Source organism: Pannonibacter carbonis (assembly GCF_003012935.1).
GTDB lineage: Bacteria > Pseudomonadota > Alphaproteobacteria > Rhizobiales > Stappiaceae > Pannonibacter > Pannonibacter carbonis.
In genome coordinates this window covers 23,090-49,056 of record NZ_PUDR01000004.1, presented here as the reverse complement: position 1 = coordinate 49,056, position 25,967 = coordinate 23,090, and the positions used below count along the sequence as shown (strand labels likewise).

The 25,967-nt window shown below is 63.4% G+C and carries 24 protein-coding genes; 21 read left to right on the top strand and 3 right to left on the bottom strand.

The window, feature by feature from the left end; translation table 11 throughout:
- Nucleotides 1-10 precede the first annotated feature (10 nt).
- The 9 genes from soxY (at nucleotide 11) to C8348_RS06480 (ending at nucleotide 8,929) form a co-directional block, all read left to right on the top strand.
- Nucleotides 11-430 carry a thiosulfate oxidation carrier protein SoxY gene (gene soxY, locus C8348_RS06520; RefSeq protein ID WP_106752842.1) on the top strand — a complete coding sequence of 140 codons (420 nt, stop codon included), beginning with the start codon at nucleotides 11-13 and terminating at the stop codon, nucleotides 428-430.
- 16 nt (nucleotides 431-446) lie between these two features.
- Nucleotides 447-776, top strand: a complete 330-nt coding sequence (soxZ, locus tag C8348_RS06515; protein WP_106752506.1) for a thiosulfate oxidation carrier complex protein SoxZ — start codon at nucleotides 447-449, stop codon at nucleotides 774-776.
- A 35-nt stretch (nucleotides 777-811) separates the two neighbouring features.
- Entirely contained in the window at nucleotides 812-1,681 is an 870-nt protein-coding gene (gene soxA, locus C8348_RS06510; protein WP_106752503.1) for a sulfur oxidation c-type cytochrome SoxA, read from the top strand.
- A gap of 120 nt (nucleotides 1,682-1,801) precedes the next feature.
- On the top strand, nucleotides 1,802-3,493 hold the full coding sequence (gene soxB, locus C8348_RS06505) for a thiosulfohydrolase SoxB (RefSeq protein WP_106752502.1): 1,692 nt from the start codon (nucleotides 1,802-1,804) through the stop codon (nucleotides 3,491-3,493).
- 22 nt (nucleotides 3,494-3,515) lie between these two features.
- Nucleotides 3,516-4,784, top strand: a complete 1,269-nt coding sequence (gene soxC, locus C8348_RS06500; RefSeq protein ID WP_106752500.1) for a sulfite dehydrogenase — start codon at nucleotides 3,516-3,518, stop codon at nucleotides 4,782-4,784.
- The gene (locus C8348_RS06495) at nucleotides 4,768-5,919 is read left to right on the top strand and encodes a c-type cytochrome (RefSeq protein ID WP_106752498.1); all 1,152 of its coding nucleotides are present in this window, start codon (nucleotides 4,768-4,770) and stop codon (nucleotides 5,917-5,919) included. Before soxC ends, C8348_RS06495 begins: the two co-directional genes overlap by 17 nt.
- A 3-nt stretch (nucleotides 5,920-5,922) precedes the next feature.
- On the top strand, nucleotides 5,923-6,630 hold the full coding sequence (locus C8348_RS06490) for a c-type cytochrome (protein WP_106752496.1): 708 nt from the start codon (nucleotides 5,923-5,925) through the stop codon (nucleotides 6,628-6,630).
- Between the two features lie 62 nt (nucleotides 6,631-6,692).
- Nucleotides 6,693-7,955, top strand: a complete 1,263-nt coding sequence (locus C8348_RS06485) for an NAD(P)/FAD-dependent oxidoreductase (RefSeq protein ID WP_106752841.1) — start codon at nucleotides 6,693-6,695, stop codon at nucleotides 7,953-7,955.
- A 62-nt stretch (nucleotides 7,956-8,017) separates the two neighbouring features.
- Nucleotides 8,018-8,929, top strand: a complete 912-nt coding sequence (locus C8348_RS06480; protein ID WP_106752495.1) for an MBL fold metallo-hydrolase — start codon at nucleotides 8,018-8,020, stop codon at nucleotides 8,927-8,929.
- A 27-nt stretch (nucleotides 8,930-8,956) separates the two neighbouring features.
- Here the strand turns inward: C8348_RS06480 and C8348_RS06475 are convergent, their stop codons facing one another.
- Nucleotides 8,957-10,030, bottom strand: coding sequence for a YeeE/YedE family protein (locus C8348_RS06475; RefSeq protein WP_106752493.1), 1,074 nt, complete (start codon nucleotides 10,028-10,030; stop codon nucleotides 8,957-8,959).
- A 148-nt stretch (nucleotides 10,031-10,178) separates the two neighbouring features.
- Between C8348_RS06475 and C8348_RS06470 the strand changes: the two genes are divergently transcribed.
- Nucleotides 10,179-11,567 (top strand): HD-GYP domain-containing protein, encoded by a 1,389-nt coding sequence (locus C8348_RS06470; RefSeq protein WP_106752492.1) that lies wholly within the window; start codon nucleotides 10,179-10,181, stop codon nucleotides 11,565-11,567.
- 73 nt (nucleotides 11,568-11,640) lie between these two features.
- Here the strand turns inward: C8348_RS06470 and C8348_RS06465 are convergent, their stop codons facing one another.
- Entirely contained in the window at nucleotides 11,641-12,648 is a 1,008-nt protein-coding gene (locus C8348_RS06465; RefSeq protein WP_106752840.1) for a LacI family DNA-binding transcriptional regulator, read from the bottom strand.
- A 131-nt stretch (nucleotides 12,649-12,779) separates the two neighbouring features.
- Here C8348_RS06465 and C8348_RS06460 point away from each other — a divergent pair, with 131 nt between their 5' ends.
- The 5 genes from C8348_RS06460 to C8348_RS06440 all read left to right on the top strand — a co-directional run bounded on the left by C8348_RS06460 (nucleotide 12,780) and on the right by C8348_RS06440 (nucleotide 17,641).
- Nucleotides 12,780-13,814, top strand: a complete 1,035-nt coding sequence (locus tag C8348_RS06460) for an ABC transporter ATP-binding protein (RefSeq protein WP_106752490.1) — start codon at nucleotides 12,780-12,782, stop codon at nucleotides 13,812-13,814.
- Nucleotides 13,815-13,847: 33 nt separating this feature from the next.
- On the top strand, nucleotides 13,848-14,981 hold the full coding sequence (locus tag C8348_RS06455; RefSeq protein WP_106752488.1) for an ABC transporter substrate-binding protein: 1,134 nt from the start codon (nucleotides 13,848-13,850) through the stop codon (nucleotides 14,979-14,981).
- Nucleotides 14,982-15,085: 104 nt separating this feature from the next.
- Entirely contained in the window at nucleotides 15,086-15,988 is a 903-nt protein-coding gene (locus tag C8348_RS06450) for an ABC transporter permease (protein WP_106752487.1), read from the top strand.
- Nucleotides 15,985-16,812, top strand: coding sequence for an ABC transporter permease (locus C8348_RS06445; RefSeq protein WP_106752485.1), 828 nt, complete (start codon nucleotides 15,985-15,987; stop codon nucleotides 16,810-16,812). Before C8348_RS06450 ends, C8348_RS06445 begins: the two co-directional genes overlap by 4 nt.
- 19 nt (nucleotides 16,813-16,831) lie before the next feature.
- On the top strand, nucleotides 16,832-17,641 hold the full coding sequence (locus tag C8348_RS06440) for a metallophosphoesterase (RefSeq protein ID WP_157950395.1): 810 nt from the start codon (nucleotides 16,832-16,834) through the stop codon (nucleotides 17,639-17,641).
- Nucleotides 17,642-17,680: 39 nt separating this feature from the next.
- Here the strand turns inward: C8348_RS06440 and C8348_RS06435 are convergent, their stop codons facing one another.
- Entirely contained in the window at nucleotides 17,681-18,352 is a 672-nt protein-coding gene (locus C8348_RS06435) for a helix-turn-helix domain-containing protein (protein WP_106752483.1), read from the bottom strand.
- Nucleotides 18,353-18,628: 276 nt separating this feature from the next.
- Here C8348_RS06435 and C8348_RS06430 point away from each other — a divergent pair, with 276 nt between their 5' ends.
- From C8348_RS06430 to C8348_RS06405, 6 genes are all read left to right on the top strand, one after another.
- Nucleotides 18,629-20,221: an ABC transporter substrate-binding protein gene (locus C8348_RS06430; RefSeq protein ID WP_106752481.1), complete on the top strand. Its 1,593-nt coding sequence runs from the start codon at nucleotides 18,629-18,631 to the stop codon at nucleotides 20,219-20,221.
- Between the two features lie 81 nt (nucleotides 20,222-20,302).
- Nucleotides 20,303-21,244, top strand: a complete 942-nt coding sequence (locus C8348_RS06425; protein WP_106752480.1) for an ABC transporter permease — start codon at nucleotides 20,303-20,305, stop codon at nucleotides 21,242-21,244.
- Nucleotides 21,241-22,119 (top strand): ABC transporter permease, encoded by an 879-nt coding sequence (locus C8348_RS06420; RefSeq protein WP_106752477.1) that lies wholly within the window; start codon nucleotides 21,241-21,243, stop codon nucleotides 22,117-22,119. The genes C8348_RS06425 and C8348_RS06420 overlap by 4 nt, the downstream gene beginning before the upstream one ends.
- Nucleotides 22,120-22,121: 2 nt before the next feature.
- Nucleotides 22,122-23,123, top strand: coding sequence for an ABC transporter ATP-binding protein (locus tag C8348_RS06415; RefSeq protein ID WP_208983605.1), 1,002 nt, complete (start codon nucleotides 22,122-22,124; stop codon nucleotides 23,121-23,123).
- Nucleotides 23,120-24,121: an ABC transporter ATP-binding protein gene (locus tag C8348_RS06410; RefSeq protein WP_106752474.1), complete on the top strand. Its 1,002-nt coding sequence runs from the start codon at nucleotides 23,120-23,122 to the stop codon at nucleotides 24,119-24,121. The genes C8348_RS06415 and C8348_RS06410 overlap by 4 nt, the downstream gene beginning before the upstream one ends.
- On the top strand, nucleotides 24,108-25,928 hold the full coding sequence (locus C8348_RS06405) for an aminopeptidase P family protein (protein WP_106752473.1): 1,821 nt from the start codon (nucleotides 24,108-24,110) through the stop codon (nucleotides 25,926-25,928). Before C8348_RS06410 ends, C8348_RS06405 begins: the two co-directional genes overlap by 14 nt.
- The last annotated feature ends 39 nt before the right edge of the window (nucleotides 25,929-25,967 follow it).

The following is a 25,967-nucleotide window of genomic DNA, read 5'->3' as shown; positions in this document are numbered from 1 at the left end:
GGAGATGAAGATGGAACTCTCAAGACGTGACGCACTCTTGTTCGGGCTCGGTGGGCTGGTGGTAATTGCGCTGCCCGGCGCAGCTCTGGCAGCCAACGCTGAGGAACTAGCGGCAGCTTTCGCCGGTGGCGTCGCTCCACAGACCGGCGGCATTACGCTGACGGCACCCGAGATTGCGGAAAACGGCAACACCGTGCCGATCGAGTTCGACGCCCCGGGTGCTGTTGCCGTGATGCTCCTGGCTGCCGGGAACCCCGAGCCTTCAGTTGCAACCTTCAAGTTTGGCCCCGCCGCCGGTTCGCATCGGGCCGCCACGCGCATCCGGCTGGCAAAGACGCAGGATGTCATCGCTCTGGCCAAGATGGCGGATGGCTCGGTCCGGCAGGCACAGGCAACGGTAAAGGTCACCATCGGCGGCTGTGGCGGCTGACGCAAGGAGAAGCAAGATGGCAAAAGATGCAAAGCCCCGCGTGAAGGTTCCGAAGTCGGCCAACGCTGGCGAAGTGGTCACGATCAAGGCACTGATCAGTCACACCATGGAATCCGGCCAGCGCAAGGACAAGGATGGCAAGCTCATCCCGCGGTCCATCATCAACCGGTTTACTTGCGATCTGAACGGCGAGAACATCGTCGATGTGACAATCGAGCCGGCAGTATCGACCAACCCCTATTTCGAGTTTGACGCCAAGGTTGCGGCAGCCGGTGAGTTCAAGTTCACCTGGTATGATGATGACGGTGCGGTCTACGAGGACGTGAAGCCGATCGCCATCGCCTGATCGCGACGCGCCACAGAACTCTGGGAGGAGAGCTTATGCAGCCGCGCAAGATCACTGTACTGGCCGCGACGGCCGTCCTTGGGCTTACAGTCCTCGGCACCGCGCTGGCAGATCCTGTCGATGACAAACTGACCGTCGAGACGGAGGAGGGCGTCATGGAGTTCGTTACGACGGCTCCAGCCCCTGAGCATCTCAAGGGTTCGGTGGATACTATCTATTCCGGGTGGCTTTTCCGCGAAACCGAAACCCGCGATCTCCAGAAGGACGATTTCGACAACCCGGCCATGGTCTTCGTCGACCGTGGGACGGATGCCTGGAACCAGGCCATGGGCAAGAACGGCGAGTCTTGTGCTGGCTGTCACCAGGGGCCGGAGTCCATGGCAGGTCTGCGCGCCGTGACGCCGCGGGTTGACGAGAAGTCCGGGAAGCTGATGCTGGTCGAGGACTACATCAATGGCTGCGTGACAGAGCGCATGGGCCTTGAAGCCTGGGGCATGACGTCGGACAAGATGAAGGACATGCTCAGCCTCATCTCGATGCAGTCCCGAGGCCATGTCGTCAACATTGCGATCGATGGGCTGGCCCAGTCGTTCTGGGAAAAGGGCAAGGAAATCTACTACACCCGCTATGGTCAGCTTGAGATGTCCTGTGCGAACTGCCACGAAGACAACTATGGACGGATGATCCGCGCCGACCACTTGTCTCAGGGGCAGGTCAACGGGTTTCCGACCTATCGTCTGAAGGATGCTGGCATGCTGAGTGCCCAGCAGCGCTTTGTCGGTTGCGTCAGGGATACAAGGGCCGAGACCTTCAAGGCTGGGTCTGACGAGTTCAAGGCTCTCGAGCTCTATGTCGCCTCGCGCGGCAACGGGCTCTCGGTCGAAGGCGTTTCGGTCCGCCACTAAGACAGCGTGGCTGCCATGTTAGCGGCAGCCATCGCAACCATACCACACTGATTAATGCGGGAGCCTGCTCACGCGCTGCGGCGCGATGGTATCGCCTTGCCCGCAAACCTGGAGATCGGGATGATCACCCGCCGAGAATTCCTGCAGGCCTCCATGGCCCTCGCTGCGATCACGGGAACCGACGCCTTTGGTTCCTGGTCGCGTCTTGCTGCGCAACAGACGCTGACACAGGACGATCTCCTGCGTTTCGATGACTTCGGCAATGTGACTCTGATCCACGTCACCGACATCCATGCCCAGCTCAAGCCGATCTGGTTCCGCGAACCGGAGATCAACATCGGTGTCGGTGAGGCAAAGGGCGTCGTGCCGCATCTGACTGGAACGGACTTCCTGTCGAAGTTCGGCATCTCAAAAGGGTCAGCCGATGCCTACGCGCTGACCTATGACGACTATGTCGCCCTGGCCCGCAGCTATGGGCGCATGGGCGGCATGGACCGGGTTGCGACGGTCGTGAAATCCATCCGCGCCGCGCGTCCGGACTCCCTGCTGCTGGACGGCGGCGATACCTGGCACGGGTCCATGACCAGCTTCCTGACCAAGGGCCAGGACATGGTCAATGTCATGAACGCGCTGGGCGTTGAGGCCATGACCAGCCACTGGGAATGGACCTACGGCACCGACCGGGTGAAGGAAATCGTCGAAACGCTGCCGTTCCCGTTCCTCGGCGCGAACATCTTTGATGTCGAGTGGGATGAACCGGCGTTCGAGCCCTACAAGATCTTTGAACGCGGCGGGGTGACGGTGGCCGTCATCGGGCAAGCTTTCCCATACATGCCGATTGCCAATCCGAGATGGATGTTCCCGGAATACTCCTTCGGCATCCGCGAGGAGCGCATGCAGGAAGTGGTCAACGAGGTCCGGGCTGCTGGCGCCGACCTGGTCGTCTGTTTGTCGCACAACGGGTTCGATGTCGACCGCAAGATGGCGAGCCGCGTCAAGGGTATCGATGTCGTCCTGACAGGCCACACCCACGACGCGGTGCCGGAGCCGGTCCTGATCGGTGAAACAATCCTGATCGCCTCGGGATCGAACGGCAAGTTCGTCTCCCGCATCGACCTCGACGTGCGCGACGGCCGCATGATGGGATACCGCCACAAGCTCATCCCGATCTTCTCCGATGTCATCAAGCCGGATGCCGACATGGCGGCCCTGATCGACAAGGAGCGCGAGCCCTTCAAGGCGCAGCTGGAAGAGAAAATCGGCACCACAGACAGCCTTCTGTACCGGCGCGGCAACTTCAACGGCACCTGGGACGACCTGATCTGCGATGCCATCCGCTCCGAGCGGGACGCGCAGATCGCCATGTCGCCTGGCGTACGCTGGGGCACAACGCTGCTGCCGGGCGACGCCATCACGCGTGAGGACATCCACAACGTCACCTCGATGACCTATGGCGCCTGCTACCGCACAGAGATGTCTGGCGAGACGATCAAGACGATCCTGGAGGATGTCGCCGACAACATCTTCAATCCGGATCCCTATTACCAGCAGGGCGGCGACATGGTTCGAGTGGGCGGGCTTGCCTATGCGGTCGACGTGTCGAAGCCGATTGGCGAACGCATCTCCAGCATTGCTCTTGCGGACAGCGGCGAGGCCATCGAAGCGGGCAAGACCTACACGGTGGCCGGCTGGGCGAGTGTCAACGAAGGCACGGAAGGGCCGCAGATCTGGGACGTGATCGAAACCCACGTGCGCAAGATCGGCACCGTGCAGCTGAAACCCAATACATCGGTCACCGTGACCGGCATCTGAGATGACCCAAGGAGAGTTCGCCATGACCGACGAACCTGTCAGCCAATCGCGCCGCGGCTTTCTGCGTTCAACGGCTCTCGCCGGCGCAGGACTTGTCGCCGGGGCCGCGTCCGCCCGTGCCGCAGGGCCGGATCCCAAGATCACGGAAGTCCAGGACTGGGCATCAAGCTTTGGCGATGCTGTTGATGCCGCGCCGTATGGTTCGCCGATCCGGTTTGAATCACACGTCGTCCGCCGCAACGTCGAATGGCTGACGGAAAGCCCGGTCTCGTCGATCAACTTCACGCCCATCCATGCGCTGGAAGGCACGATCACACCACAGGGCTGTGCCTTTGAACGGCATCACTCCGGCGCGATCGAACTGAGCAAGCAGGACTTCCGGCTGATGATCAACGGGCTGGTCGAAAAGCCGCTCGTCTTCACCTTCGAGGATCTGCTGCGCTTCCCTCGCAGCGTGACCACCGCCTTCTGCGAATGCGCTGCCAATGGCGGCATGGAGTGGGGTGGGGCACAGCTGGAGGGCTGCCAGTACACCCAGGGCATGATCCACAACATGGAATACACCGGCGTCCCGCTCCGGCTTCTGCTCGAGGAAGCGGGCGTCAAGCCGGAAGGCAAGTGGGTCTATGCCGAAGGCGCGGACGCCAGCTCCAATGGCCGTTCGATGCCGCTGGAAAAGGCCATGGATGACGTGATGGTCGCCTTCTTCGCCAACGGCGAGGCGCTGCGCAAGGAACATGGCTATCCGGCCCGTCTGGTTGTTCCCGGCTGGGAGGGCAACATGTGGGTCAAGTGGCTGCGCCGCATCGCGGTCTACGACCAGGCTGTCGAAAGCCGCGAGGAGACCTCGAAATACACCGACCTGATGCCAGACGGCCGGGCCCGCAAGTGGACCTGGGTCATGGACGCAAAGTCCGTCATCACCTCGCCCTCACCGCAGGTGCCAGTCCGTCATGGCAAGGGGCCTTTGGTCATCACCGGCCTCGCTTGGTCCGGCAACGGCCGCATTACCCGCGTGGATGTCTCGCTGGACGGTGGGGTGAACTGGCAGCCGGCGCGCATATCGGGCGATGCAAAGCCGAAGGCGTTGACCCGTTTCCACCTCGATATCGACTGGAACGGCGAGGAAATGCTGCTTCAGTCTCGGGCCATGGATGACACCGGATACCTCCAGCCGACCAAGGACGAGCTGCGCAAGATCCGGGGGCTGAACAACGTCTATCACAACAACGGTATCCAGACCTGGTGGGTCAAGGCTGATGGGGAGGTCGAGAATGTCGAAGTTGCCTGAGTTCCGCCTGACCGCAGCGCTGGTTGCTTCGGGCCTCATGCTCGGCAGCCTTGTCACCCCGGCCATCGCCGGCAAGCTGGGCCTTGGCCGCGAGGCCTTGCCCGAGGAAATTGCGGCCTGGGACCTCTCCGTTCTGCCGGACGGGACGGGACTTCGGCCCGGTTCCGGCGATGTCGCCACCGGTGAGGAGGTATTCGCCGAAAAATGCGCCGCGTGCCATGGCGAGTTCGCCGAGGGTCTCGACAGTTGGCCCGTGCTGGCCGGCGGTGAGGGCAGTCTGACAGACCGCCGCCCGGTCAAGACCATCGGCAGCTACTGGCCTTATCTCTCGACTGTCTGGGATTACGTCCACCGGTCGATGCCCTTTGGTGCTGCGCAGACGGTCTCCATCGATGAAACCTACGCGATCACCGCGTTCCTGCTCTATTCGAACGGGCTCGTCGAAGATGATTTTGTCCTGTCGCATGAGAACTTCACCGACGTGAAGCTGCCGAATGCCGACGGTTTCTATCCCGACGACCGGCCACAGACCGAGTATCCGCTGTTCACCAAAGAGCCCTGCATGTCCAACTGTGTGGCTCCAGTGAAAGTCACCAAGCGGGCCATCGAGCTGAACGTCACCCCCCAAGACCCGGACGGACGCCCGGCTGGCAGCCTGCCGCCCATCGGAGCGCAGCCTGACAGGGCGCAAGCGCCAGCTGTTGTTCCCCCTCCCGCGGAAACTCAGGTTGCTGCGGCTTCACCCGCTCCTGCCGCCGCGCCAGCAGAAGCCCCGGCCGCACCGTCTGCACCGGCCGCCGTCGCCACGGCTGATCCGGCCCTGATCGAAAAAGGCAAGACCGTCTTCAAGAAATGCGCCGCCTGTCACAAGGTCGGCGAGGGAGCCAAGAATGGTACCGGACCGCTGCTGAACGGCGTTGTCGGGGCAAAGGCCGGCATTGTCGAGGGTTTCAAGTACTCCAAGGTGCTTCTGGATGCCGGGGCGGGTGGCATGGTCTGGGATGCCTCAACGCTGGATGCCTACCTGACCGATCCCAAGGGCTTCCTGCCCAAGAACAAGATGGCCTTTGCCGGGATCAAGAAGGAAGACGAGCGTGCGGCGGTGATTGCCTATCTGGCAAGTGTAGGAAAGTAAGCGATGAAGCCGCGCCTTCTCCTCACGCTTGCGACGGTTCTTGGTTTTTCGGCCGGGACCGTCCAGGCGGACACAATCGGAGATCCGGTTCGTGGGGAGCAGTTGTTCAAGCGCGATTGCGCTGCCTGTCACCAACTGGGGGAGGGCGCGGTCAACCGGGTCGGGCCGCAACTGAATGGCGTGTTCGACCGAAGGGCAGGATCCCTGGCGAGTTTCTCCTACTCCAAAGGCATGTCTCGGATGGGGGCGGATGGCCTGACCTGGACACTCGAGACCCTGGACGCCTATCTGGCCAATCCGCGCAGCCTCGTATCGGGCACGCGCATGAGCTATCGCGGCATGAAGGAGCAGCAGGACCGATCCGCCTTGATGGCTTATTTGCGGACCTGGTCGGACAAGCCGCAGAACATCCCGGAGGCATCGCCAACGGCCCGGCCGACGGTCCCGGAACTCGACCCGAAGATCCTCGCGATCCAGGGCGATCCTGCCTATGGCGAATACCTGTCCTCGGAATGCACCACCTGCCATCAGCGCGACGGTTCGGATCAGGGCATTCCCGCCATCACCCGCTGGCCACAGGATGATTTCGTGGCCGCGATGCACGCCTACAAACAGAAACTCAGGCCCCATCCGGTCATGCAGATGATGGCAAGCCGGCTAACAGACGAGGAAATCGCGTCGCTGGCAGCCTATTTCGCGGCGCTGGACTGAGCACAAGGCGAGGCGCGGAGAGCACCGCGCCCGGAATGGAACAAAACCCGGAGGAACAGCCCATGACACTGAATCGCAGAAGCTTTCTTGCATCGAGTGTGGCCGCAGCCGGGGTGCTCTATGCGCCCATGGTGTTCGGTCAGGCAAAGCCGAAGGTTGTCATCATCGGCGGTGGTGCCGGAGGCGCAACCGCCGCCCGCTATCTCGCGAAGGACAGCAAGGGCGCCATCGACGTCACGCTGGTCGAAGCCAATCCGATCTACACAACCTGCTTCTTTTCCAACCTCTACATCGGCGGGTTCCGGGATTTCGAAAGCCTCCAGCATGGCTACGACAAGCTGGCGGGTGGCGGCGTGACTGTCATCAACGACCGTGCAACGGCCGTCGACAGAGACGCCCGCACCGTCACCCTGGCCGGCGGCACGGTGCTCTCCTATGACAAGCTCGTTCTGTCGCCTGGGATCGACTTCAAGGAAGGTGCCGTTCCTGGCTGGAGCGTTGCCGACGCCGAGGTCATACCGCATGCCTACAAGGCCGGCCCGCAGACGCAGTTGCTGAAAAAGATGATCGAGGCAATGCCAGCCGGCGGCACCTTCGCAATGGTGGCCCCGCCGAACCCGTATCGTTGCCCTCCTGGCCCCTATGAGCGCATCAGCATGGTGGCTCATCTCTTGTCGCAGAAGAACCCGACCGCCAAGATCCTGATCTTCGACCCCAAGGACAAGTACTCGAAGCAGGCCCTGTTCGAGGAAGGCTGGGCAAAGCACTATGACGGCATGGTCCAATGGATCGGACCGGAGTTCGGCGGCGACAAGGTCGAGGTGCGGCCGAAGACCATGGAGGTCGTCGTTGACGGTGAAGTCCAGAAGGTCGACGTCTGCAACGTGATCCCCGCCCAGATGGCCGGTGCCATCGCCAAGGTGGCAGGCGTCACCAATGACGCTGGCTGGGCGCCTGTCGATCCCGCGACGATGCAGTCCAAAATGGACAAGAACATCTGGGTGCTGGGCGACAGTACGGCCCAGGGCGACATGCCCAAGTCCGGCTTCTCGGCCAACTCGCAGGCCAAGGTCGCATCGATGGTCATCCGCGCCGAGCTGACTGGCTCGAAGGTCTTCCCGGCCAAATACTCCAACACCTGCTGGTCGCTGATCGCGCCTGACGATGGCGTCAAGGTTGGTGCTTCCTACGAACCGACGCCGGAAAAGATCGCCTCGGTGACGAGCTTCATCAGCCAGACCGGCGAGGATGCCGCTCTGCGCAAGGCAACCTACGAGGAGTCGCTTGGCTGGTATGCGGGCATCACCGCCGACATGTTCGGCTGACCGTTCCTCCCCACTGCCGGGCACCCTCGCAAAGGTGCCCGGTTTCTTTTTTGGAGTTCCAGATGCTGACTCGCCGCCACTTCATCCTGTCTGCCACAGCGTCCTGCCTGTCGCTGCCCGCCTGGAGAACTTGGGCGACCACGACCTTGAAGGCCGGCAACATCACGCTCGACACGGTTTCTGACGGAAATCTGGTTCTCCCCCAGGGCTTCATCTTCTCAGAACTGCCTGCCGCCGACGTTGAAAGGCTCAAGAAAGAGTTCAACCTCGCTGGCGACACGCTTGCACCGCCCTGCAACGTCACCCTGCTGCGCGATGGAACCAACACTGTTCTGTTCGATGTCGGAGCCGGGCAGGACTTCCAGTCGACGGCCGGCAAGCTGCCGGAAGCGCTCGGAACGCTTGGCCTGTCTGTCGAGGACGTCACCCACGTGGTGTTCACGCATGGCCATCCCGATCATCTGTGGGGGCTGCTCGATGAGTTCGATGAACCGCTGTTCCCCAATGCCAACTTCCTGATGGGCGAACAGGAATTCGCCTACTGGACCAATCCCGAGACGGTGAACAGCATCGGCGCAGAGCGCAGCACGTTCGCAGTTGGTGCCGCGCGCCGCCTCGCCGTCATCGCCGACAGCATCAAGCTGCTTGGCAACGACGACAAGCCGGTCGACGGCGTGACCGCCCGGCTCACCCCAGGACACACGCCCGGCCACCTTGCCTTCGAGATCGACACGCCGGAGGGCCCGGTGCTGGTCGTCGGTGATGCCATCGGCAACCATCACATGGCCTTTGCTTTTCCCGGCAGCCTGTCCGGCTCGGATCAGGATCCGGCGCTGGCGGCAAAAACACGCCTTGCTCTGATGGATCAGCTTGCCTCGGCGAACACCCGGCTCATCGGCTTCCACCTTCCGGAGGGCGGGATTGGCCGCGTCGTCCGGGACGGGGCTGCCTATCGCTTTGAACCACAGGCCTGACCACAGGCGGTCAACCGCAACGCCAGCCTATTGCGCGGCGACGCCAGCTTGCCGGATCGCACGTTGATCGACCAGCGCATCGGTGATCACGGCACCGACCCACATGGCGGTCAGCGCCAGCCAGGCGGTGGCCACGAAGATTGAGCCGCCCGTCACGCCTGCCCCGATGGCGCAACCGCCTGCGAGCATCGCGCCAAAGCCCATCAGCGCTGCTCCGGTCAGGGAGCGGCGCATCTGGCTCTCGCCCTCGAAGCCCTGGAACTGGAACTGCCGCCCGACGAGCGAGGACAGGAAGGCCCCGATGAAGACGCCGGGCACCAGTCCGACGTCGAACCCCAAGACAGAGGAATCCTCCAGGAAGAACATCAGCGTATTGGCCGAAGGACCGGAGAATGTCGCAGATGTCACGGTTTGCGGTTCGAATGAAACCTGTGCCAGCGAATAGGTCAGCACCCAGCCAAGCGCGATGGCAAAGCCGATGATGGGCGCAAACAGGAGGTTGGCCCAGCCGAGACTGTTCTGTCGGGCAATGCGCAAGGCGATGATGGCCGTGACGCCGCCAAGTGCCAGTCCGCTCCAGGAGGGCAGGGACAGGCTTGCCAGCAAATCGACATTCTGCCCCCCGGGCGTTACCCACAATCCGGCCAGCCATTGCCGCAGCGGGGCAAGCAGTCCAAACAGCGACATTTGCGCGACCACGGCAAAAACCAGACCGGACACCAGCGAACGAAGATTGCCCGTTGCGGCCAGAACCAGCAGGCGTCCGGAACAGCCGCGCGCCAGCACCATGCCCGCACCGAACAACAGCCCGCCAATGATCGCGCCGGACCAGGAACCGGTCACCGCCATCATGCGCGCCTCGCCGCTGTCGAACAGGCCCAGCATCTCGGCTCCCTGAACCAGGACCAGGGCTGCCGAAAAGGTCAGGAGCCAGACCGCCATGCGTGGTCCGAGTTGCCCGCGGGCGAATTCGACGGTCGCGGCACGCAGGCAAAATGAAGACCTTTGTGCAGCAACGCCGAAGGTCAGTCCGGTGACAAGTCCGAACAGGGCTGCAAGCCGGCCCTCGTCCAGGTATTCGAGCAACAGGGTGACGTCCATGGGTGGCCTCCACAGCTGCCAATATCTCCTTGCGGCAGGCGATGCCTTGATTTGTATCAGACGTGCCGCAAGGAAACACCATGCCCAGCTGCCAGTTCACCTGACTTTAAAGGCCGATTGGTAAAAGCAACCACAAAAGGTGGGTGTCATGGTCAACAGTCATTATCTGCAACAGGTCAACGCGGCGCGTCCGCAAACCTTTGCCCTGGCCGAACTGCTGGGATCGCTCAGCTACGCCCTCGACATGACGGAAGGCCAGCCGGAGGGGCATTGCATCCGCTGCTGCTACATCGGCATGGCGGTGGGGGCCCAGCTCGGCCTGTCGCAGGACGCACTGGCGGATCTCTATTACACGCTGCTCCTGAAAGACCTCGGGTGCAGTAGCAATGCCGCGCGCATCTGCGAGCTCTACCTGGCCGATGACATCAGCTTCAAGCGCGATTTCAAGATCATCGATGGCTCTCTCAGCTCTGCGCTGCGCTTTGTGTTCCGCAAGACCGGATTGAAATCCGGCCTGTCGGAGCGGATCCGGGCCATCGTCCATATCCTGCAGAATGGCGGCGAGATCGTCCGCGATCTGATCGAGACGCGGTGCCATCGCGGTGCTGACATCGCTGCCAAGATGCGTTTCTCCGCCGCTGTCCAGGACGGTATCCGCAGCCTCGACGAGCATCATGACGGGGCGGGCAAGCCGCTGGGCCTGAAGGGCGATCAGGTGCCGGTCGCCTCGGCCATTGCCCTTCTGGCGCAGGTCGCCGATGTCTTCCAGCTGGAGCAGGGCCGTGATGCGGCCTTGCGGGAAATCGAGGCGCGGTCGGGATCGTGGTTTGCCCCTGCCATCGCCGCGGCTTTCGCCAAGGCCAGTGAGGACCCGCAATTCTGGCAAGACCTCAACCGGACCGACCTGCCGGAGCTGGTGTTTGCGATGGAGCCGGCCCGCCGGTCGCAGCCGGTGGATGCCGACTACCTTGATGAAATCGCCGAAGCCTTTTCGGATGTCGTCGACGCCAAGAGCCCCTACACCTCCGATCATTCCAACCGCGTCACGCTCTACACCGATCTGATCGCCGAAGAGCTTGGGCTGGGGGCCGATCACCGGCGCTGGCTGCGCCGCGCCGCGCTCCTGCATGATCTCGGCAAGCTCGGCGTCAGCAACCAGGTGCTCGACAAGCCCGGCAAGCTCGACGATGCCGAATGGAGCGCCGTGCGTGCGCATCCGCAGGCAAGCGAGACCATTCTGGCCCGCGTGTCCGCCTTTGCGGATATTGCCTCGGTCGCTGGCGCACACCACGAACGTCTCGATGGCAAGGGCTATCCGCGCGGCCTGAAGGGCGACGAAGTCTGTCTCGAGGCCCGGATCCTGACGGTCGCGGATGTGTTCGATGCCCTGACCGCAGCGCGGCCCTATCGCGGCCCGATGCCAATCGCCGAAGCGCTTGCGATCCTCGACAGGGAGGCCGGATCTGCTTTCGACCCTGCCTGCATCGCAGCGCTGAAGTCGGGCCTTGCCCGTCTCGACGCGGCGGTTGCTGCCTGAGGACCGACCGCGCGGAGAAGGCGATGCGAGCCGGTTCATGTCACGCAAGGGGCGCGGGCGTCCGAGAACAAGCTCACGCGCTCTGGCGAATAACCAGTTCCGGTGCGAGGCGGACGATTTCTGCTGTGCGGGCGGGGACGTCGGACGATGAGGCCACGTCATTTTGAATGCGTTTTGTCAGCAGGCGCAGGGCTTCGCGTGACGTTTCGAGGACCGGATTGCGGATAGTCGTCAACTGGTACGGTTCCCAGGCGGCGGCCGGGATGTCGTCGAAACCGGCAATGGCAACATCCCTTGGGACGGTCAGGCCAAGGCGCCGCGCGGCTGCGATGGCACCGAGGGCCATTGCGTCATTGCCACACAGGATCGCATCCGGCTTGTCCGGTGCAGTCAGCAGCGCAAGCGCTTGCGCAAGGCCGCTGTCGACAGAATAGTCGCCGGTCCGCGCCGCGAGCAGGTTCAGCCCGCGTCGATCAAGGGCCTCCATCAGACCGTTCTGCCGCTCGATGTTGGAGAAAGTGTCCGGGGTTCCGCCAATCCAGGCGAGCCGTTTGCGGCCGGACCGCGTCAGATGATCGACCAAAAGTTCGAGGCCCAACCGGTTGTCGCAGCACACTGCATCGGTATCATCGCCAGGAAGCACGCGGCCGACCATGACGATCGGGGCGCCGGAAGAGCGGCATCGTTCGGCCAGTGCCGGGCTGACGGACCCGGCCGCGACAATGGCTCCATCCACCTGATAGGCAAGAGCATCCTCGAGGGCGTTGTTTAGTTCGTCACCCGGCTGAACCTGCAGCAGCAGCGGCCAGTAGCGTGCCGTCCGGATTTCGCGGCTCAGCGTTTCCAGCAGCCAGGCTTCATAGGGGCGGGAGACTGCGCCAACGACGAGGGCAATCAGACCCGTCTGGCTTCCGGTGAGGCCACGGGCGATGCGGTTGGGCCTGTAGCCCAGTGTCGCGGCGACAGCCAGTACATGCGCGCGCTTGCGGGCGGCGATGGGGGCGCCTTCGGTGAAGGCGCGTGACACCATCGCGCGGGAGACACCCGCCGCTTCCGCAACATCATCGGCTGTGACGCGCATCATTTCTCCGCCAGGTTTGAAATCGCGTGCGGCTTCTGCATCGCACAAAAACCGGCTGAATGCAAAAGTCTTTGACATGAAACTGTCATCCATCGAACATAGATTGCACGCGCGTTCAATCGGAGGAAGTCATGGGAACGGAAGCGCTGTCGCTGGAAGGGGTGTCCATTCGCCTTGGAAAGACCCTTGTACTCGACCGCATCTCGCTGGAGGTGCCGGCCGGCAGCTTCACCTGTCTGCTCGGGCCCTCGGGCTGTGGCAAGACCACCCTGCTGCGCTCGATTGCCGGGTTCGCTCCGCTTGCGGCGGGCGACATCAAGGTGGGAGGGAACTCGATCGCAACGCTGGCGCCAGAGGCCCGTCAAACGGCGATGGTGTTCCAGTCCTATGCCCTGTGGCCACATATGAGCGTAGCGGGGAACCTGACCTATCCGCTCAAGTTGCGTGGTCTCCCGAAGGCCGAACGGGAGAAACGCGCAAATGCCATCCTGTCGCTTCTGGGGCTTGAGGGTTATGGCCCGCGTGCGGTGACCAGCCTGTCGGGCGGGCAGCGCCAGCGCGTGGCGCTTGGCCGCGCCCTGATCATCGATCCGCCTTTGCTGCTTCTGGATGAGCCGCTGTCTAATCTCGATGCCTCGATCCGCCGCAGCCTGCGCGGCGAACTGCGTCGCCTGCAGCAGAAAGTCGGCATCACCACCATCATGGTGACCCATGACCAGGACGAGGCGCTCGCCATGGCCGACCGTATCGTCCTGATGCGAGATGGCCAGATTGTTCAGGTGGCCGGCCCGGAAGATCTTTACAGCGCGCCGGCAGACCTCGGTGCAGCGCAGTTTCTCGGGGTCGACAATGTCCTGGCCGTCGCGCCGGATGATCCGGCAGCCCAAGGGGCGACCCTGGTCGGGTTCCGCACCGAAGATGCACGCGTGTTCACTGACGATATGGAGCATCCGGATGCTCCGGCACTTGCCCGGAAGGGCAAGGTCACGACCTGTGCCTACGCCGGCGGTGGCTATCAGGTCGGCATCGACGTTGCAGGCGAAAGCCTCTCGGCCTGCTCGGCGCGTCCCGTTTCGCCTGGCGACGATGCCCTTCTTTCCGTTCCGGCGTCGATGCTGATGAGCTTCGACGCCAACACCCGCCTGCTCCAGGGGATCAGGCACTAACTCTCCAGCACTTGGACCTAAGGGAAGACAGTCATGAATATCAGGATAGCATTTGCCAGCCTGCTGGCAGCCTCGGCCCTTGCCACCAGCGTCTCTGCCCAGACCCTGAACGTGGTCACCGCCGGCGACACCAACATGGTGGACTATATCAACGACTACCTCGGTCCGAAGTTCGAGGAAGCTCATCCTGGCGTCACCGTCCGTGCGGTTGGCACTGGCCCCGGCGACGGCGGCAGCCAGGCTATCTTTGAAAAGATCAACGCCCAGAAGGACAAGGGGGTCTGGGACGTGGATGTTGCCGTCGTGCATCAGCGCATGGCCGGGCAGATGGTTCAGGATGGTTTGCTGGCAAATTACCGTGACGGACTGGCCACGTCCAAGCTGGTCACCCGCGAGACGGCGGAAAACGCACTCGGCGTGAACGTGTCCGGCTATGTCATGCCGATGTTCCACAGCCAGATTGCGATCGCCTACAATCCGGATGTCATCGCAACCCCGCCGCAGTCCTATGAAGAACTGGCCAAGTGGGTGAAAGAGAACCCGGGCAAGTTCGGTTACAACGGCATCACCGGTGGCATGGCCGGCGTTGGCTTCGTGTTCGGCTGGATGTATGCCTTCTCCGATATGGCCGACGAAATCCGCAATGGACCGTGGGTGGACGGCGCTGCCGATAAATGGACGCCGGCTTTGGCGTCGCTGCGCGACTTCAACCAGAGCGTCGTGATGACCCCGGGCAATGCCGGCACGCTGGATGCCATGAACCGCGGTGAAATCGCCATGGGTCCGGTGTGGATGGACATGTTCTACACCTGGGTTGCCGACGGCCGCCTGAACCCCAACCTGAAGCTGATGATCCTGTCACCGGGCATGCCGGGCCAGCCGATGTACTATGCGGTGCCGGCCAAGGCTGCACAGGCTGACCTTGCAAAGGAATTCATCGCCTTCGCAACCAGCCCGGCTGTGCAGGCCGAAGGCATTGTCCGCCGCTTCAACTGGTTCCCGGGCATTGACCCGCAGAACGTGAAGTCGGAACTTACCGACGCCGAGTGGAACCGTCTGTTCGCGGACGTCGCGCCGGAAACCTTGGCCGAGCGTGGCTGGTCCATGCCGCAGGCGAAATATTTCGCAGCGATCCTCGAAGCCTACGAAAAGAACGTCGCCAAGTAAGGCGTAAACCACCCGGTCCGGCCAGTTGCCGGACTGGGTTCTTGCTGTCGATGACAGGCCGGCCGCCAGGGTTTGGAGGCGCCGGCAAACAGGACAATACGGACATGACTGCAACGACGTCCGCCGATGCCCGGCAGACCCCTCCGGATCCTGTGCCGGGATCCGCCAGTCGCCGCCTTTCGGGCATGCTCCCGGGGCTGCTGCTCGTCGCGCCGGCGCTGACGGCCATCGGTCTACTCTATGCCGCCCCGCTTGTGCGGTCGCTTGTGACGGCATTCGTCGGAGCAGACGGCACTTTTACCTTCGCCAATCTGGAGAAGGCGCTGGAGTTTTACGGCGCTGACATTCTCTTCTCGATCCTTGTCACGCTGGCATCTCTGGCGCTGATCGCCGCGACCTCCATTGCCATTGCCGGCTATCTGACGCTCGGCCAGAGCCGATGGGCGGTGCCGCTGTTGCGCTGGATGTACCGCTGGCCGTTGTTCATTCCCTTTATCGTTGCCGGTCAGACGGCGCGCTCGTTCCTGGCCCGCAACGGCATGCTGAACACGCTTCTGGCCGATGCGGGGGTTCTCGACGCTGCTGCTGCACAAAGCCTGCTGGACTGGCGCGGACTGGTGCTGACCTTCGCCTGGAAGCAGGTGCCCTTCGTCACCCTGCTGCTGGCCGGGGCGATGGCCTCGCTTGATCGTTCCACCATTGAAGCTGCCCGAAACCTGGGTGCCAGCCGCCTGCGGTGCCTGTTCGAAATCGTGTTGCCGCAGGTGCGTCCGCAATTGTTCGTGGCGCTGGTCCTGTCGCTGGTGACCCTTCTGTCGGTTCTCTCTGTCCCTGTGATGCTGATCTCAGGCAATCCGACGATGATGACCGCGATGATGGCGCACAGGGTCACCTATTACGGAGACTATGCCGTCGCCAATGCGCTCGGATTGTTCTCCTATTTGCTGACCGCTGCGGCTGCCTGGGCTTACCTTCGCATGAGCCTGAAAGAGAAGGCGAACCCATGAGCAACCTGTCTGCAACTCTACGCAGCGCCGGCTCGGCCATGGGCCTTGCAATCGCAATGGGCCTTGTCGCCTTTGTTGTCTTCGGACCGCTGGCCAATCTCGTCATCTGGGCCTTTGCCGAGCAATGGTTCTATCCAAACCAGTGGCCGACCCGCTGGGGCTTCGAGTTCTGGGGCCGGGTTTTCCGGCCGCGCGCCGGGGCATGGGAGTCCTTGTGGAACTCGGTCTCGATCGCGGTTGCGACGGTTGGCCTGTCGATGGCGCTGTCGGTGCCTGCCGGCTATGCGCTGGCGCGGCTGGCCTTGCCGGCCCGCAGTCTGATCATGCTGATCTTTCTGCTTCCCCAGGCCTTCCCGTCGCTGCCGATTTTCGTCAACATTGCCGCCATTTTCTACAACTTCGGGCTCAACGGCACGCTGTTCGGTGTCGTGCTGGTGCACTCGCTGCCAGGCCTTGTTTATGCGGTCTGGATTGCGACGGCGGCGTTTTCGGCCGTTGATCGCAGCATGGAGGAAGCCGCACGCAACCTGGGTGCCGGCCCCTTGCGCACCTTCCGCGACATCACGCTGCCGCAGGCGTTTCCCGGGCTGATGGCCGCGTCGATCTTCGTCTTTCTCGACAGTATCGACGAGTTCACCGGCACCTATTTCGTCGGTGCGCCGGACATCGCAACCCTGCCGATCCTGATGTTCAATGCCAGCATGGGCGGCAATTACCAGATCGCGGCGATTACCGCGCTGATCCTGCTGATCCCCTCAGTCGGATTCATGCTGGTCATCGAGCGGTTCTTGAAGGCCGATGTCCTCTCCCGCATTGGCCGCTGACAAGAAGATACCCCCACATATGTACATCCTCCACTTTTCCGACTTTCATCTTTTCGCGGGCGAAAAGGAAAGCACCCATCCACGCCAAGACACCGTTGCGGCCGTGGAACGTGTCCTGGCAGATGCTGCGCGTCTGACGCCGCAGCCGGATCTCGTGCTGATTTCCGGTGATCTGACAGACTGCGGCACGGCGGAAGACTATGCGCTAGCGAAAGAGATGCTGACGCGGTTCTCGGCTCCGGTTCTTGTCGTCCCGGGCAATCATGATCGCCGTGCGCCGATGCGGGCGGCCTTCGCGGATAGCATTCCCTTTGCTGAAGGCCCGTTCCTCAACTTCGACCTGATCCACAAGGGCATCCGCGTCATCGGTCTCGATACGATCATTCCTGGTGCTGTCGAGGGCGAACTATGTGCTGCCCGGCTCGACTGGCTCGCCGATCGGCTGGCCGACGAGACTGCCCGGGCACAGACGGACAGTGCCGTCACCTTCCTGATGCTGCATCACCCGCCTTTTGATCTGGCGAGCCCGTCCTGGGATGCCATGACCTTGCTGACAGGGCGGCAGGAGTTCACGCGGCTGATTTCAGGGTTCAAGGGACATCTGCGCCTGCTCACAGGCCATGTGCATCGGCCCCTGATCACGACGCACGCCGGACATTTCGCCGCCGTCGCCGGCAGTCCGGCATTCCAGTATGCTCCCGGCCTTGGCTGGACCGGCGAGCCGCCGCTGTCGGCTGAGCCTTACGTCTACTGGCTTCACCACATCACGGCGCCGGGGACAGTCATCACCAGCCCGCGGATGATCGACCTCAGCGCTGTTCCGGCCTGAGGCGCGCCGGACCGCTCAAGCGGCTGGCACAATAGGGGCTTATCGGCCCTTCTTGTCGGGGGATCTGGGCGTCCTGGGCCTATCTTTTGCGGGGTCCCGGCGCGGCTGTGAAGGCGGGGCCGGGCGATTGGGACGTGAACTGACCCAAAGCTCGACGGAATCCGTGTCGCCGAGCACGCGTGAATAATGCAGCGTGCGCGTGTCGTGGTGAATGCTGTCGCCGGGCCCGAGGATGTAGACCTGGTCGCCAAGGTGGTACTCGAGCTGTCCGTCCAGAAGATACAGGAAGGCCTCGCCGTCATGGCACATCTTTTCGGAGACATGGCCGGGGACACGATGAATGATGCTGGGATAGTTCAACGCGCCCGCAAATCCGGGCCCGAGTTTTTCGTAGAGCTTTCCTGCCTCCCCCAGCCGATAGGTTGAGCGTCCTTCCCGCGGGGAGAACTCGCAAAAGGGCTCGGGCATGCTCAGCAGCTCTTCCATCGTCGTCTGGAGCGCCGACGCGATGCGCATGAAGGAGGAGAGCGAGGGGCTGCTGACCCCGCGTTCGACCTGCGACAAGAAACCGATGGTCAGCTGCGTTTCCTGCGCGACAGCCTCCAGTGTCTTTCCAAGCGCCTTGCGACGCTTACGGATCGTTTTCCCGAACTCCGGCCCTGTCCCTGGCTGAGTTAGGTGCGGGGCAGGAGGGTGAGGTGGCAACGTCATTTGTCCTCTCGAACTGGAAAGTACCGGTTGTTCGATCTGGTTCCGGTATAGGCCGATTGTTTGGCTGCCGCAAACGCTGTTCAGGCCTTGTCGATCGAGCGGCCCGGGGAAAAGATTATAAAAAACATATAGATAAATCCTATGTCTTGCGCCGGTCCTGCGTGGAGATGGGGTATTTTATATATTTGAAGCCTGACTATAATTTTCACTTCAATTTTCGGCAGCACTCACCTAGTGTTCCCCTCGTCTCGACGAGACACTCTGGGAGGAGAACACATGAAGAAAACTATGTTTGCGGCTGCGGTTGCGGCAACGCTCGCGCTCGCCCTGACGGGACCGCTGGCGGCGCAAGAGCGTGGCGGCACTCTGAAGTTTGCGCGTTACGACGGCTCAAAGCTGGTCGATCCGATTTATGCCGAACGCAATCCGGACATCTGGATGGTCGGCAGCCTGTACAGCACGCTCTTGGAGCGCGCGCGGGACGGATCCGGCCTCACGGGTGCACTGGCGACAAGCTTCAGCCAGTCCAGCGATGGCAAGACGATCGACATCACCTTGCGCGATGGCATTCGTTTTTCGGATGGAAGCCCGGTCACCGCTGCCGATGTGGTGTTCTCGCTGGATCGGGCCCGCAATCCAGACCTTTCGCCCTGGGCCGGGCTGCTCGGCGCGATCTCCGGCGTGACCGGGGAGGGGGCCAAGGTGACGATCACCCTGTCGCGGCCGGACCCGACAATCCTGTCGATGCTGGCCACCTTCAACACGGCCATCGTCTCGCGCGCAGCCTTTGAAAAGGCCCCCGGCGCAACCGATCAGGAGAAGTCGGCGGCGCTGTTTGCAGCCGGTGGTCCGGGGGCGGGATCAGGCCCGTTCTACCTCAGCGGCTTCGAGCAGGGCGCCTCGATGTCGTTCAAGGCCAATCCCTACTACTGGAAGTCCGGCGCGGACGGGAAGCCTTTGCCCTATCTTGAAGGCGTCGAGTTCCAGATCATCCCGGACGACGCCACCCGCATCCTCAAGCTTCAGGCCGGCGAAGTGGACATCGCGGAGTTCATCCCCTTCGCCCGCATTGCCGAGCTTGGCACCGATCCCAACCTGAAGATGGAGCTGTTCCCCTCCACCCGCATCATCTATTCGCCGATCAACACCCGGGCCACGCGGGCTGACGGGACGCCCAATCCGCTGGCCGACAAGCGGGTGCGGCAGGCGCTGAATTACGCGACCAACAAGGAAGCGCTGGTCAGTCTCGTCCTGCATGGTGCGGGCGCGCCGATGACGTCGCCGCTGATGTCCTCCTCAACCCCCATGGCCGTTAAGACCGACCCGCTCTACGGCTATGACCCGGTCAAGGCGATGGAACTGATGCAGGAGGCCGGCTTTGCCGCTGGCACCAAGATCAAGCTCACCACGCTTGCCGGCTCGGCGGATGATGCCACCGTGTTCGCCGCCCTGCAGCAGATGTGGACCGCCGTTGGCGTCGAGCTTGTCGCCGAACAGGTCGACAGCCCGACGCGCGGCGCCAAGAACCGCTCCGGCGAGTTCGACATCCACACCTACGGCTGGGTGGATGACATTGCCGACCCGAGCCAGGTCGTTGGCTGGCTTGGCCATACGCCCACGGCAAAGGCGGTCGGCACGGGCTGGGAAAACAAGGAGTTCAACGAACTCTATGACACGGCGGCCGCCGAGATGGATCCCGAACGCCGCGCCGCGCACTTCCGTCGCATGCAGGAAATCTACGCGGAAGAGGCACCGCTCCTGTTCATGTACGAGACGCCCTTTGCCGTCGCCCTGTCGGCGAAAGTGACCGGCTACGTGCAGACGCCGCTCGGGGCCAATGTCTTCGAGGAAGCATCCCTGCAGCGCTGAGGGTCCGGCTTGCACCCGGCCGGTCCCGGTCCGCCGGACCCGGCCGGGTGCCCCTCGTCCGACCCCATCCATGGAACGTCAATGGCTCCCCTTCGATATCTCCTGAACCGGCTTCTGCTGCTGGTGCCGACCTTTCTTCTGGTCATGGTCATCATTTTCCTGCTGGTCCGGCTCTTGCCGGGCGATCCGGCGATTGCCTTGCTCGGCGATAAGGCCTCCGATGCCGAGCTGGCAGCTTTCCGGGAACGGCTCGGCCTCAACGCGCCGCTGGCCACACAGTTCATGTTGTTCGTCAGCTCGGTCCTCAGCGGCAATCTCGGCACCTCCCTGATGCTGCGGGCTCCGGTCTGGGACGTGATCCTGTCGCGCCTTCCGGCAACGATCTTTCTCACGGTCTATTCCGTGTCGCTGGCCGTGCTGATCGCCGGACCGCTCGCCTTCGTCGCCGCCCTCAATCGCGGCCGCTGGCCCGACACCGTCATCCGCGCCGTGTTCCAGGTCGGGCTGTCGATGCCGGTGTTCTACATCGGCCTGTTGCTGCTGACGTTTCTGGCCGCGCAGCTGCGGCTCTTTCCGGTCGGCGGCTATGGCAAGGGGCTGGCCGACAACCTCTATCACCTGTTCCTGCCAGCCATGACCGTGGCGCTCTACACCTCCGCGATCCTTATGCGGAACCTGCGCGCCGCCATCATCGAGGTGCTCGATGCGGAATACGTGCAATTCGCCCGTGCCAAGGGCCTGCCGCTGCGTCTTGTCCTTGGGCGTCACGTACTGCGCAACGCCCTCATCTCCACGATCACGCTGCTGGGCCTTTCCATCGGCAACCTGATGAGCGGAACGCTTGTCACGGAGACTGTCTTCGGCGTCCCGGGCGTCGGGCGGCTGATGCTCGATGCCATATTTGGCCGCGACTATGCCTTGATCCAGGGCCTCACCCTTACCTTCGCCGTGCTGGTCACGCTGGTCTTCCTGATGACCGACCTGATCCAGAGCTGGCTTGATCCGAGACTCCGCCTGTCATGACACCGGCTTCCCCTGTTTCCGCTCCCGTTCCGCCGACACGATCAAGCCGCAGCCGCGAACTTCTGCGCGCTGCCCTCGCCAAACCCGGGCTGATGGTCGGCGTGGGCATCATTGCCCTGTCGACGCTGTTGGCGCTGTTCCCCGGCTTCTTTGCTCCGCATGATCCCAACACGATCAATGTCGCGGCCATGCGCCAGCCGCCGAGCCTCGCGCATCCCTTCGGAACCGACATGCTCGGCCGTGATGCCTTCTCGCGCGTGATCTGGGCCTATTCGGTCAACATGCAGATGGCGGTGCTCGCCACCGTCTTTGCGCTCGTCATTGGCGTCGTGGTCGGGGCGCTGGTCGGCTATTACCGCGGCCTGGCCGACATCATCTTCGGCCGGTTTGTCGATGCGATCATCACATTCCCGTTCCTCGTCCTTGTCATTGCCGTGGTCGCGGTGCTGGGGCCTGGCCTCGTCAACATGTACATCGCCATCACGCTGGTCGGCTGGGTCTACTATGCCCGGCTGATGCGGGCCGAAATCATCTCGCAGAAGACCAGCGACTACGCCGCAGCCGGCATCGTCATGGGCTATTCCGACCTGCGCATCATCTTCCGCCACCTGCTTCCCAACGCGATCACCCCTGTCATCGTCTACTGGATGACCGACATGGCGCTCGCCATCCTGCTTGGCAGCTCCCTCGGCTATCTCGGTCTTGGCGCGCAGCCGCCACAGGCCGAATGGGGCGTGCTGATTGCCGAGGGGCGCAACTTCGTCACCACCGCCTGGTGGCTCAGCCTGATGCCGGGCATTGCCATCGTGCTGACAGGCTTCGGCTTTTCCCTCATCGGCGATGGACTTGCCGATCTTCTGCGGCCGCGGGGATGACCATGACACACGATGCAACACCCCGGCTTGAGGTCTCCAACCTCTCGGTCACGTTCCCGGTCGGGGCCGCCACGCTGCCCGCCGTGCGCGATGTCAGCTTCTCCCTGGCCCCCGGCGAGGTGCTCGGTCTGGTCGGCGAAAGCGGCTCCGGCAAGAGCGTGACGCTGCGCTCGATCCTGGGTCTCACCCGCCGCTATGGCCAGATCGAGGGGTCGGTCCGCTGGAAGGGACTGGATCTTCTTGCGTTGAATGAACCTGCCTTGCGCCGCGTGCGGGGCAGGGAGATCGCCATGATCTTCCAGGAACCGATGACCGCGCTCAACCCGCTGCTGCCGGTCGGCCTGCAGATCACGGAAAGCCTCAAGGCTCACACGTCCCTGTCGCGCAGCGAGCGCAAGGCGCGGGCGATCGAGATGCTGGACATGGTCGGCATCCCGGCGGCGGCATCCCGCCTCGACAACTACCCGCATCAGTTTTCCGGCGGCATGCGGCAGCGGGTGATGATCGCGATTGCCCTTGCCGCAGGTCCACGCCTGCTGCTCGCCGACGAGCCGACGACCGCGCTTGACGTGACCATTCAGGCCCAGATCCTCGACCTCATTCTGGCGCTTGCCCGTGATTTCGACATGGGCGTCATTCTGGTCACCCATGATCTTGGCGTTGTGGCGCAGACCTGCGACCGGGTCGCGGTCATGTATGCCGGCCGGGTGGTGGAGGAGGGCAGCGTGCGCGATGTTCTGCGGGCGCCGCTCCATCCCTACACCATTGGCCTGATGCGCTCGGTGCCGCAGGACGTTGCACCACGCAGCCGGCTTTACACGATCCCCGGAACCCCGCCCGGCCTGTTGCACCTGCCGCCGGGCTGCGCCTTCGAGCCGCGTTGCCCGGTCCGCGAAGCGTCCTGCGCCGCCAGCCGCCCGGACCTTGCCAGCTTCGGCGATGGCCGCAGGGCTGCCTGTTTCCGCTGTGAAATCCGTCCGGCCGAGGGAGCGACTGCGGCATGAGTGATCCCGTGCTTGAAATCCGCGACCTGCGCCTGTCGTTTCCCGTCGCGCGCAGCCTTGTCGATCTCATCCGGCGTGCGCCTGTCCGTCAGGTCAACGCCCTCAACGGCGTCACGCTGACCCTGCGGCGCGGGGAAACGCTTGGCGTCGTGGGCGAATCCGGGTGTGGCAAGTCGACACTGGGGCGCTGCATCGTCCGGCTCAACGCGCCGACCGGCGGCTCGATCCATTTTCACGGCCAGGACATCTTTGCCCCGGACCAGCGTCATGACCGGCGCTTCAACCGCCGTGTCCAGATGATGTTCCAGGACCCGTATTCGTCCCTCAACCCGCGCATGACCACCGGCGAGATCCTGGCCGAAGCGCTGCGGGTGCACCGGATCTGCCCGGCAGGCGATGTCCCCGCCCGTGTGGCCGAGCTTCTCGATCTCGTCCGCCTGCCGCAGGATGCCGCCCACAAGCTGCCGCATGCGTTTTCTGGCGGCCAGCGCCAGCGGATCGCCATTGCCCGCGCCCTTGCCGTCGAGCCCGAGATCCTGATCGCCGACGAACTCGTCTCGGCGCTGGATGTCTCGGTCCAGGCGCAGATCGTCAACCTGCTTCTGGACCTGCAGGCGCGGCTCGACCTGACGATCCTGTTCGTGGCGCATGACCTGCGTCTGGTGCGCCATATCTCGCACCGGGTGGCGGTGATCTATCTCGGCCGGATCGTCGAGATTGGTGACAGCGAGACGCTGTTCAAGGATCCGGTGCATCCCTATTCCCGCGCGCTGCTGTCGGCGGCCCCGTCGCTCGATCCCGCCGAGCGCGGCAACCGCACCCAGCTTGAAGGAGAGCTCCCTTCGCCGCTGGACGTGCCCGGCGGCTGTGCCTTCCACGTCCGCTGCCCGCACCGCTCGCCCCGGTGTTCCGCCGAAGTGCCGGCGCTGCGACCGCTTGCCGCCGGCGGTGCGGCCGCCTGTCATCACATCGAAGAGATTGCAAATGAACGTCTTTGACTTGCCCTCCATTGCCGCCCGCCTTGCCGCCCTGCGCCAGGAGATGACCAATTGCGGGCTCGATGCCTTGATCGTGCCCCGCTTCGATGCGCACCAGGGCGAATACATCGCCCCGCATGACGAGCGGCTGGCCTACCTGACCGGCTTTACCGGATCGGCCGGCGTTGCCATCCTGACGCATGACCGGACGGCCTTGTTCGTCGATGGCCGCTACACCGTCCAGGCCGCGCGGCAATGCGGCGGCCACGGCATCGAACGCCTGCATCTGCACACCCAGCCACCGGAACACTGGCTGGCGGAGATCGCGTTGCCCGGCTGGCGTGTCGGCTATGATGCCATGCTGCTGCCGCCCGCCTGGCTGGCCCGCTATGACGCCGCGCTGATACCCGTCGCCGTCCGGATGGTCATGACCGAGGGCAATCTCGTTGACAGGATCTGGACCCATCAGCCGGCACCGCCGCAGGGCCGCATTTCGAGCTTTCCACTGCAGTTCGCCGGCCGCTCGACCCTGGAAAAGCGCGACTGGCTGCTGGGCGAAATGGCCCGGATCGGCGCCAGTCATCACGTTGAGACCCAGCCGGACAACATCGCCTGGTTCCTCAACGTCCGCGGTGACGACGTCCGCTTCAATCCCATGCCGCAGTCCTTCCTGACGCTTGGCCGGGACGGCATGGCCAACTGGTTCGTCGACCGGACGAAGTTCGAGGAAGGTCTTGCCGACAGTCTCCCGGACTGGGTCCATGTGCATCCAATGCCGGCATTTCTGCCGCTCCTGCGCGAGCGCTTTAGCTCCGCAGACCGGATTGCCATTGACCCAGACTTCTCGCCGGTCGCCGTCTCGCTCCTGATCAACGAGGCCGGCGCGAGCGTGATCGCACGGCCCAGCGCCATGACCCTGGAAAAGGCCGTCAAGAACCGGACCGAACTGGAGGGCCTGCGCGATTGTCACGTCGCCGATGGGGCGGCCTGGGTCGAGTTCGGCGCCTGGCTGTCCAGGATGGTGCCGGAGCGGGCAAAGGCCGGCCATCCGATCACGGAACTGGAGGCAGAAGACGCCATCCTCGCCTTCCGTCAGCAGCAGCCGGGATTTCTCTCCGAGAGCTTCCGCACGATTTCCGCTGCAGGCAGCAATGCCGCCATGTGCCACTATTCCGCCGATCCGGCCACTCAGGGACGCATCGCGCCGGAGGGGACGTACCTGCTTGATAGCGGCGGCCAGTATCTGACCGGAACAACTGACGCTACCCGCAGCTATGCCTTTGGCCCGGTCTCGCCTCAGTACCGCCGTGCCTATACCGCCGTGTTCCAGGCGTTTCATGCACTCGCCACGGCCCGATTTCCCAGGGGCACGCAGGGGCATCATCTCGACGCGATCTGCCGCCGGCCGCTCTGGGACCTCGGTCTCGACTACGACCACGGCACTGGCCATGGCATCGGTCATCGCCTGTCCGTGCATGAACAGCCGCAGCGCATCGGCCGGCCCTACAATCCGGTCGACCTGCAGCCGGGCATGGTCCTGTCCATAGAGCCAGGGCACTACGTGGCTGGTGAATATGGCATCCGCATCGAGAACCTCTTCGAGATCCGCGAGGCCGAGGACGGCTTTCTCGAGTTCCAGACCCTGACCCTTGCTCCGATCCAGACCGACATGTTCGATCTCTCCAGCCTGACCCGGACAGAGATCGACTGGCTCGACACCTATCATGCCAGGGTCCGGTCAACCCTCGAAGCGCGGGTCAGCAAGGACGCACGCGCGTGGTTGTTGGCAGCCTGTTCCGGGGTTTCGGCCGAGGCACCGCCCCGATAGGGAGCGGTGCTGCTGCAGGCGCAGGTGCCAGAGGTTCAT

Bases quoted from the DNA above. Each gene is read 5' to 3' on its own strand.
- soxY (WP_106752842.1), top strand. From the start codon at position 11: ATGGAACTCTCAAGACGTGACGCACTCTTGTTCGGGCTCGGTGGGCTG.
- soxZ (WP_106752506.1), top strand. From the start codon at position 447: ATGGCAAAAGATGCAAAGCCCCGCGTGAAGGTTCCGAAGTCGGCCAAC.
- soxA (WP_106752503.1), top strand. From the start codon at position 812: ATGCAGCCGCGCAAGATCACTGTACTGGCCGCGACGGCCGTCCTTGGG.
- soxB (WP_106752502.1), top strand. From the start codon at position 1,802: ATGATCACCCGCCGAGAATTCCTGCAGGCCTCCATGGCCCTCGCTGCG.
- soxC (WP_106752500.1), top strand. From the start codon at position 3,516: ATGACCGACGAACCTGTCAGCCAATCGCGCCGCGGCTTTCTGCGTTCA.
- C8348_RS06495 (WP_106752498.1), top strand. From the start codon at position 4,768: ATGTCGAAGTTGCCTGAGTTCCGCCTGACCGCAGCGCTGGTTGCTTCG.
- C8348_RS06490 (WP_106752496.1), top strand. From the start codon at position 5,923: ATGAAGCCGCGCCTTCTCCTCACGCTTGCGACGGTTCTTGGTTTTTCG.
- C8348_RS06485 (WP_106752841.1), top strand. From the start codon at position 6,693: ATGACACTGAATCGCAGAAGCTTTCTTGCATCGAGTGTGGCCGCAGCC.
- C8348_RS06480 (WP_106752495.1), top strand. From the start codon at position 8,018: ATGCTGACTCGCCGCCACTTCATCCTGTCTGCCACAGCGTCCTGCCTG.
- C8348_RS06475 (WP_106752493.1), bottom strand. From the start codon at position 10,030: ATGGACGTCACCCTGTTGCTCGAATACCTGGACGAGGGCCGGCTTGCA.
- C8348_RS06470 (WP_106752492.1), top strand. From the start codon at position 10,179: ATGGTCAACAGTCATTATCTGCAACAGGTCAACGCGGCGCGTCCGCAA.
- C8348_RS06465 (WP_106752840.1), bottom strand. From the start codon at position 12,648: ATGCGCGTCACAGCCGATGATGTTGCGGAAGCGGCGGGTGTCTCCCGC.
- C8348_RS06460 (WP_106752490.1), top strand. From the start codon at position 12,780: ATGGGAACGGAAGCGCTGTCGCTGGAAGGGGTGTCCATTCGCCTTGGA.
- C8348_RS06455 (WP_106752488.1), top strand. From the start codon at position 13,848: ATGAATATCAGGATAGCATTTGCCAGCCTGCTGGCAGCCTCGGCCCTT.
- C8348_RS06450 (WP_106752487.1), top strand. From the start codon at position 15,086: ATGACTGCAACGACGTCCGCCGATGCCCGGCAGACCCCTCCGGATCCT.
- C8348_RS06445 (WP_106752485.1), top strand. From the start codon at position 15,985: ATGAGCAACCTGTCTGCAACTCTACGCAGCGCCGGCTCGGCCATGGGC.
- C8348_RS06440 (WP_157950395.1), top strand. From the start codon at position 16,832: ATGTACATCCTCCACTTTTCCGACTTTCATCTTTTCGCGGGCGAAAAG.
- C8348_RS06435 (WP_106752483.1), bottom strand. From the start codon at position 18,352: ATGACGTTGCCACCTCACCCTCCTGCCCCGCACCTAACTCAGCCAGGG.
- C8348_RS06430 (WP_106752481.1), top strand. From the start codon at position 18,629: ATGAAGAAAACTATGTTTGCGGCTGCGGTTGCGGCAACGCTCGCGCTC.
- C8348_RS06425 (WP_106752480.1), top strand. From the start codon at position 20,303: ATGGCTCCCCTTCGATATCTCCTGAACCGGCTTCTGCTGCTGGTGCCG.
- C8348_RS06420 (WP_106752477.1), top strand. From the start codon at position 21,241: ATGACACCGGCTTCCCCTGTTTCCGCTCCCGTTCCGCCGACACGATCA.
- C8348_RS06415 (WP_208983605.1), top strand. From the start codon at position 22,122: ATGACACACGATGCAACACCCCGGCTTGAGGTCTCCAACCTCTCGGTC.
- C8348_RS06410 (WP_106752474.1), top strand. From the start codon at position 23,120: ATGAGTGATCCCGTGCTTGAAATCCGCGACCTGCGCCTGTCGTTTCCC.
- C8348_RS06405 (WP_106752473.1), top strand. From the start codon at position 24,108: ATGAACGTCTTTGACTTGCCCTCCATTGCCGCCCGCCTTGCCGCCCTG.